The organism is Methanobrevibacter thaueri, from assembly GCF_003111625.1.
GTDB classification, from domain to species: Archaea; Methanobacteriota; Methanobacteria; order Methanobacteriales; family Methanobacteriaceae; genus Methanocatella; species Methanocatella thaueri.
In genome coordinates this window covers 221859-228585 of record NZ_MZGS01000016.1, presented here as the reverse complement: position 1 = coordinate 228585, position 6727 = coordinate 221859, and the positions used below count along the sequence as shown (strand labels likewise).

The following is a 6727-nucleotide window of genomic DNA, read 5'->3' as shown; positions in this document are numbered from 1 at the left end:
TAGATTCCAATAATTTGAATGTTCATCTCAAAAAAGGGGTGGCTTGTTATCATATGGGGGAATATGAATTGGCAATCGATTCGTTCAATCAGATAATAGAACATATTCCGGATGAAACTTTCTCATTGAATAAAATCGGATCATGTTACCTCTATTTGGAAAAGTATGATTTGGCTTTGAGCTATTTCAATAAGGTTTTGGAGATTGACAGTGAAGATTCTGACGCTTTGCTTAATATGGGATTATATTACAATGATTTGGAAATGTATGATGATGCTTTAATCTACTTGGATAAATGTATTGAAATCCAACCGAATGACGGAGCCGCATTATTGCAGATGGCAAACATCTATAAAAACAAACAGGATTATCATAATGCATTGAGATATGTCAATCAGGCTCTTGGCCAAAATCCTAATGATTTGATGCTTCAATTAACAAAAAATCTGCTATTGTCCAATATTGGTGAATTTGAAGAATCAATAAATGGATTTAAAAGTATTTCACTAGAAGGCATTGATAATTATGGTTTAATAAGCATGTACTATATTTATTATGGCCAAGCTTTACAGACAATGGGAAAGAATGATGATGCGTTAGGACTGTATGATGAGTATTTGATTAAATATGATGGGTTTCCTAAAGATGAAATTCAAGATGAAAAGGATAGGTTATTGATTTTAATTAAATAGTTGAAACAGAGTGTTTAAATGAGTTTTTTAAAAGATATTAGTTTAAAAAATAAAAAGGAATATCATAAAGCACAGAATTTTTTAGAAATGGGCAACTATGCTGAAGCTTTAGATATTTTTAATACTTTATTGGAAAAAAATTTTCATGTATTTTATGTGTTGTCTAACTTGATTATCATTCATAAAGAATTGAATTCATTAAATGTTCTTTTAGATAAAATCAACGACTTGATGAATGATAAACAATATAATCGTGAAGAATTATTAATACAAAAGGGATATGCATTATATCTTTTGAAAGATTATGACAATGCCATTGAATGCTTTGATGAAGTTTTAAATAATGATTCTGATAATTTATGGGCATGTTTCTATAAATTCAAAGTTTTAAAAGATATGAATGTTGATGTGAATTTTAATTTATTGTTTTTAAAAATAAAGGAATGTGATCCTGATTATTATTTATCATTGTCTCTCGGCGAGTTTTTTTTAGAATTGGGATTAATGGAGGAGTCTTTATTCTGTTTTGATTTGAGTTTAAAAAAGAATTCTAAAAATTGCAATGCTTTAATATATAAAGGTTTATGCTTAAAGGAAATGGGGATGTATGACAAATCATTAAATACATTGGATACTTGTTTGGAATTAGACCCTAACAATCTTATTGCATGGAATTATAAAGGAACCATTTATAATTTGATGGGCAAATATCATGATGCATTGGAATGTTTTGATAAATGTTTGTCCATTGACTCAAATAGTGTTCCGGCCATTGTTAATAAGGCAACTTCATATTTTCATCTTGGAAATATTGATGTTTCATTAAAATGCTGTGAATTTGCATTGAAATTAGATTCAACAAATTGTCCTGTCTGGGACAATTATGCCACATTCTTGTTTCATGCAAATCGATTGGATGAGTCATTAAATGCATATGACCATGCATTAGAGTTATGTCCTAAAAATATAAACTTATTGAAAAATAAATTAATATTATTGTTTAATATGGGTAAATGGGAAGAGGTTTTTATTTTTGCTGATGAAATATTAAATTTTGACAATGAATTGGATTGGGTTGAGGATTACAAAAGATTGGCATTAGAGGAATTAAATAAAAGCAATTAATTTTACTTTTTGGAGTATATTAAATAAGATTATGAGGATTTTTCATGAAATTTTTATCTAGAAGAACAGAAAAAAAAGATTTTAAAAACGCTAAAATATTATTAAATAATTGTGAATATGAAAAGTCTTTAAAAATATTCTGTTCATTATTAAAAAAGGAATATCATCCATTTTTAGTTTTATGGAATTTAAGCATAATATGTGAAAAAATAAATAAATTGGATTGGCTTTTAAAAATCGTTGATAATCTTATAATTAATAGTAAGTTTAATTATTGTGATTTGTTGATTCATAAGGCTAACATACTATTCTTAAAAAAAGATTATGAAGGCTCTTTAATCTGTTCGGATGAAGTCTTAAATTATCAAAACGACAATAAATGGGCGTATCTTTATAAATGCAGATCTTTACATGCACTAGATGCAATGAATGACTTTTCAGCTTTAATTAATGAGATTAATAATTCTAAGGATTCGTTCTTGATATATAATGGGGCTTATTTTTTTTATGAAATTGGCATGTATGATGAAAGTATTTCATGTTTAGACAAATGTTTACTATTAGAACCTAATGAAAATGTATGGAGAACGAAAGGGGATGTTTTACATGATTTGGCTAAATTTGAAGATTCATTAAATGCATATGAAAAATCTTTAAGTATCGAACCTTCAGTTATTGCTTGGAATAATAAAGGAGTTGTTTATAACTCTTTAAGGAAATATGAAAAGGCCATTATATGTTTTGATAAATGTTTTGATTTAAATGAAAGTTATTGGGAAGCAATAATAAATAAAACCAAATCCTATTTCGAATTAGGAGACTTGGATTCAGCGGAGTATAATTGTAAATTGGCTTTGAAAATATCTCAGGACAATTGTCGGATTTGGTCTACTTATGCAACTGTATTACAGGAATCTGGTAAATTTGAAGAATCTCTGGTTGCATATGATAATGCTTTAAGTTTATGTCCTGATGATTTTGAATCCATTTTGTACAAAATGAGACTTTTGTATGTGACGGATTATGATTTTGAAGAACTGTTAATATATGCTAATAAAGTATTGGAAATTGAAAACGATAATTCATTTGGATGGGTTTGTAAATTTAAAGCTTTAGAAAAATTAAATCGTTTCGATGAATTAATGCTTGCATATGATAAAGCTTTTGAAATTTTTCCCAATGATGAAGAGTTAATTAAAGACAAAAAAGTTCGTATTTCAAGAATGAATGCAGATTCTAATTAATGAAAAATACAATAACGGTGATTAACTTTGTTTGAAAAATTAATTAAAAATATTAGTAAAGATTGGTCTGTTTTAGATAAAAATGAAATGAAATCTTATGTGGTTTCAGGTTTCATTTTTTTAGAATTAATTGGGCTTTCCATGGCATTGGTTTTATTTTTAATTGTAAATCTGCCTGTGTCATTTGTAATTTATGCTGTTGCAGGATTTACTTTAGCCGCAGTATTAGGATCACTCATCATTTATAATCGTGATTGGTTTGATGAAAAATATGGGTTGTTTTATGAGGAATATAAAGGCATATCCTATCAGGGATTAATCTTATTTTTCATTCCGGCAAGTATTGCTTTTGCCTTCATCATTTATCCAACAGCTTTATATCAGGGAGGAATATATTCTGCTATTGGATTTAGTTTAGCAGCTTTGTATCCTGCATTTTTCATGTTTTTGAGAATTAACGTATATAAAAACGAAAACAGTCGTGAATTATTAACTGAAGATGAAAATGGGAATATAATCACCGAACATGTAATAGGCTATCATCCGGCCATCTATTATATTTTCGCAAGTCTTATAAGTTGCCATATTGTAGGGTTTTCATTGATGAAAGTCATGGAGGGCATAGTTGAAAATAATATTGATGCATATTTAATCTAGTATCTGTTCAATACTGATTGTTTCATTCATATTATCTCCGGATATTGCAAATAAAATATTACCTTTTGAATTAAAAAGAATTGGCGGTTTAATAAAATTTTTGATACTTGGAATAATACTTATGGCAATGATGGGGGCACTATTTATAACATGGTAACTTAAAATTAAGAATAATTAAATGGGTGCTGATTATTATTGGAGGCGTATTTTTGTTTACTAATTTAAATATCATTAGATCTAAAGGTTGGATTAATTTAAATAAGGATGAGCTGAAAGTTTATTCAATTTATTTATTTTTTTACACGGAAGTTTTAGGTTTATTTTTGTGTTTATTATTATATTTTTTCCTTCATATTGATTTTGTTTTGTCATTATTGGGGATAACTATTTTTGGAGTGATGTTTTCAATATTGATATATGAACGGGATTTTTTAGATGAGAAATATGATTTGATTTCTGGAAGGTTTCCGGGGATGTCTTATGCCAGTGTAGTGGTTATGTTATTTCCATTAACATTTGCTGTGTCCTGGTTTATTGCATTGCTTGCATTTACTTTTGAAGGATTGGAAAGTGCCATTGCTTTTGGATTAGCAATGTATTTTCCATTTGTGTTCATGTTTTTAAGATTGAATGTTTTTCGTGATGATAATTGCCGTTTAGTGTCTGGCGAACAGGTCATAGGTTATCATCCGGTATTTTTTCTTCTTCTTGGTTTCATGTTAGGAAGGGGTCCATTAGGCATTTCGTTATTGTGGATTATAAAAGATGTATTAGGTTACTCTAATTCATTTAATCATGATATTATTGCATTGGTAGTTTCATTATTATGCGGTGGTTTAATTTTATCTCCAGATATTATGAATAAAATGCTGCCGTTTGAAATAAAGACTTTTGATGGTTTGTTGAAATATTGCTTATTTGCTGTTATCTTGATAAGTGTAGTATTATTTATTATTAACTTTATTTAGAATTATAAACATGAATTTATAATTGGCGTAATGATTATGGCAATGATGGGGTACTTATTTATAATAAGGTAACTAAAAATGTAAAATAAGTAAAATGAGGTTTATAAATGTCTTTTTTGAAGCTGATGATCCTATCCTATTTTGTTTTCAGTCTAATAGTCTATTTCATATATAAAATCCGTGGAATTGATAAGTGGGATGGATTTTTTTATAAAATCATCATAATTGATACAATATTGTTATGCATTCTTATTATTTCGGATAAATATAATCTATTTGGGTGATTTTAAATGAAATGTGACAATATTCATGTTTTGTATTTGTATATTATTTTTTTAAGTGTCTTCATTGTATTCGGTTATTTTATCATTGCTTATCATTCAGTTGAGAGCTTCATTGCCATGGTTTTGATTTCGGATGGAATTTTACTTCTGTTTTATGATTATTTGTCGAATAATTGTTATGTTCTTTTAAATCGTGAATTGAATTTCAAATCGTTCTTTTTAACATGGGCTGTATTCTTTTTAATATATTCCTATGTTATTTTTCCAAAAAACGATTTAAGTAGGTATTTATAGTATGGGTGATGATAAATTATCATATTTAACAATGAGAGTCAGAGCCATGTTTGTGAAAAAGGTTAATGGTCGTCAATTGGCAAGATGCATCGCTTATTTTTATTTTATTTTATGGATTCTATTCATAATATTTATGATATCAAGATTTGGTTTGAATGTATATTTAGATATTGATTTGCTGATACCTTTGATTGTTACAACGATTATTGACATATCGTTGGCTTTTATTATTTATGTATCTTCATATAGAATTGAAAATGATAATCATCTATGCATTTTATATGGGATTATTTGTGTATTATCGGTTTTATGGTACTTTAATTGGTTTGGATTGATTTTTCTTGTATTATTTATACTTGCAATATTTATTATCAAATTTGGGCAAGATACTTGATTTCATTTCTCATGAGCTTTGTTTATTGAATCAAGAGGTTAAATCAAATGTTTAAAAAGCGTATTTCTGATAATTTACTTAAAAAAGCAGAATATTATTCTGATAGGTTTGAAAATGAAAAGGCAATCAGTTATCTTGATAAGCTTCTAATCATTGATGGAAATAATATTGATGGTTGGTTGTTGAAGGGTTTGTGCCATGCATTTCTATTTCAAAAGGAAGAGTCGTTCAGATGCTTTGATAAGGCCTTAAAATTAGATTCCAATAATTTGAATGTTCATCTCAAAAAAGGGGTGGCTTGTTATCATATGGGGGAATATGAATTGGCAATCGATTCGTTCAATCAGATAATAGAACATATTCCGGATGAAACTTTCTCATTGAATAAAATCGGATCATGTTACCTCTATTTGGAAAAGTATGATTTGGCTTTGAGCTATTTCAATAAGGTTTTGGAGATTGACAGTGAAGATTCAGACGCTTTGCTTAATATGGGATTATATTACAATGATTTGGAAATGTATGATGATGCTTTAATCTACTTGGATAAATGTATTGAAATCCAACCGAATGACGGAGCCGCATTATTGCAGATGGCAAACATCTCTAAAAACAAACAGGATTATCATAATGCATTGAGATATGTCAATCTGGCTCTTGGCCAAAATCCTAATGATTTGATGCTTCAATTAACAAAAAATCTGCTATTGTCCAATATTGGTGAATTTGAAGAATCAGTAAAGGGATTTAAAAGTATTTCACTAGAAGGCATTGATAATTATGGTTTAATAAGCATGTACTATATTTATTATGGCCAAGCTTTACAGACAATGGGAAAGAATGATGATGCGTTAGGACTGTATGATGAGTATTTGACTGAATATGATCGGTTTCCTAAAGATGGGATTATTGCTGAAAGGGATAAGGTTTTAGGCCAAATGCATTAAGATTTTAATTGGCAAGTATAACTTGCAGTTGTTATTTTATTTTTAGAATAATATTGATTTCACTATATAATGTTGTATTTATTGTTTAAAATTGATTTTGCCTTATTTTTAACTTCAAATTA

7 protein-coding genes are annotated in these 6727 nt (G+C 28.1%); all 7 read left to right on the top strand.

All coding sequences use genetic code 11. The features are described 5' to 3' along the window. The coding region (locus MBBTH_RS03030) for a tetratricopeptide repeat protein (protein ID WP_116591571.1) at positions 1-692 on the top strand (692 nt) is incomplete at its 5' end. Between the two features lie 18 nt (positions 693-710). Beyond that, positions 711-1817 (top strand): tetratricopeptide repeat protein, encoded by a 1107-nt coding sequence (locus tag MBBTH_RS03025; RefSeq protein WP_116591570.1) that lies wholly within the window; start codon positions 711-713, stop codon positions 1815-1817. A 44-nt stretch (positions 1818-1861) separates the two neighbouring features. Continuing rightward, positions 1862-3061 carry a tetratricopeptide repeat protein gene (locus MBBTH_RS03020; RefSeq protein WP_116591569.1) on the top strand — a complete coding sequence of 400 codons (1200 nt, stop codon included), beginning with the start codon at positions 1862-1864 and terminating at the stop codon, positions 3059-3061. A 27-nt stretch (positions 3062-3088) separates the two neighbouring features. After that, positions 3089-3718 (top strand): hypothetical protein, encoded by a 630-nt coding sequence (locus tag MBBTH_RS03015; protein ID WP_116591568.1) that lies wholly within the window; start codon positions 3089-3091, stop codon positions 3716-3718. Between the two features lie 209 nt (positions 3719-3927). After that, positions 3928-4686, top strand: coding sequence for a hypothetical protein (locus MBBTH_RS03010; protein ID WP_116591567.1), 759 nt, complete (start codon positions 3928-3930; stop codon positions 4684-4686). A 579-nt stretch (positions 4687-5265) separates the two neighbouring features. Beyond that, the gene (locus MBBTH_RS03000; protein ID WP_116591565.1) at positions 5266-5658 is read left to right on the top strand and encodes a hypothetical protein; all 393 of its coding nucleotides are present in this window, start codon (positions 5266-5268) and stop codon (positions 5656-5658) included. A gap of 47 nt (positions 5659-5705) precedes the next feature. Next, complete coding sequence (locus MBBTH_RS02995; protein WP_116591564.1) at positions 5706-6605, top strand: tetratricopeptide repeat protein; 900 nt, start codon at positions 5706-5708, stop codon at positions 6603-6605. The last annotated feature ends 122 nt before the right edge of the window (positions 6606-6727 follow it).

Coding starts and splice junctions, on each gene's coding strand:
- MBBTH_RS03025 (WP_116591570.1), top strand. CDS start 711: ATGAGTTTTTTAAAAGATATTAGTTTAAAAAATAAAAAGGAATATCAT.
- MBBTH_RS03020 (WP_116591569.1), top strand. CDS start 1,862: ATGAAATTTTTATCTAGAAGAACAGAAAAAAAAGATTTTAAAAACGCT.
- MBBTH_RS03000 (WP_116591565.1), top strand. CDS start 5,266: ATGGGTGATGATAAATTATCATATTTAACAATGAGAGTCAGAGCCATG.
- MBBTH_RS02995 (WP_116591564.1), top strand. CDS start 5,706: ATGTTTAAAAAGCGTATTTCTGATAATTTACTTAAAAAAGCAGAATAT.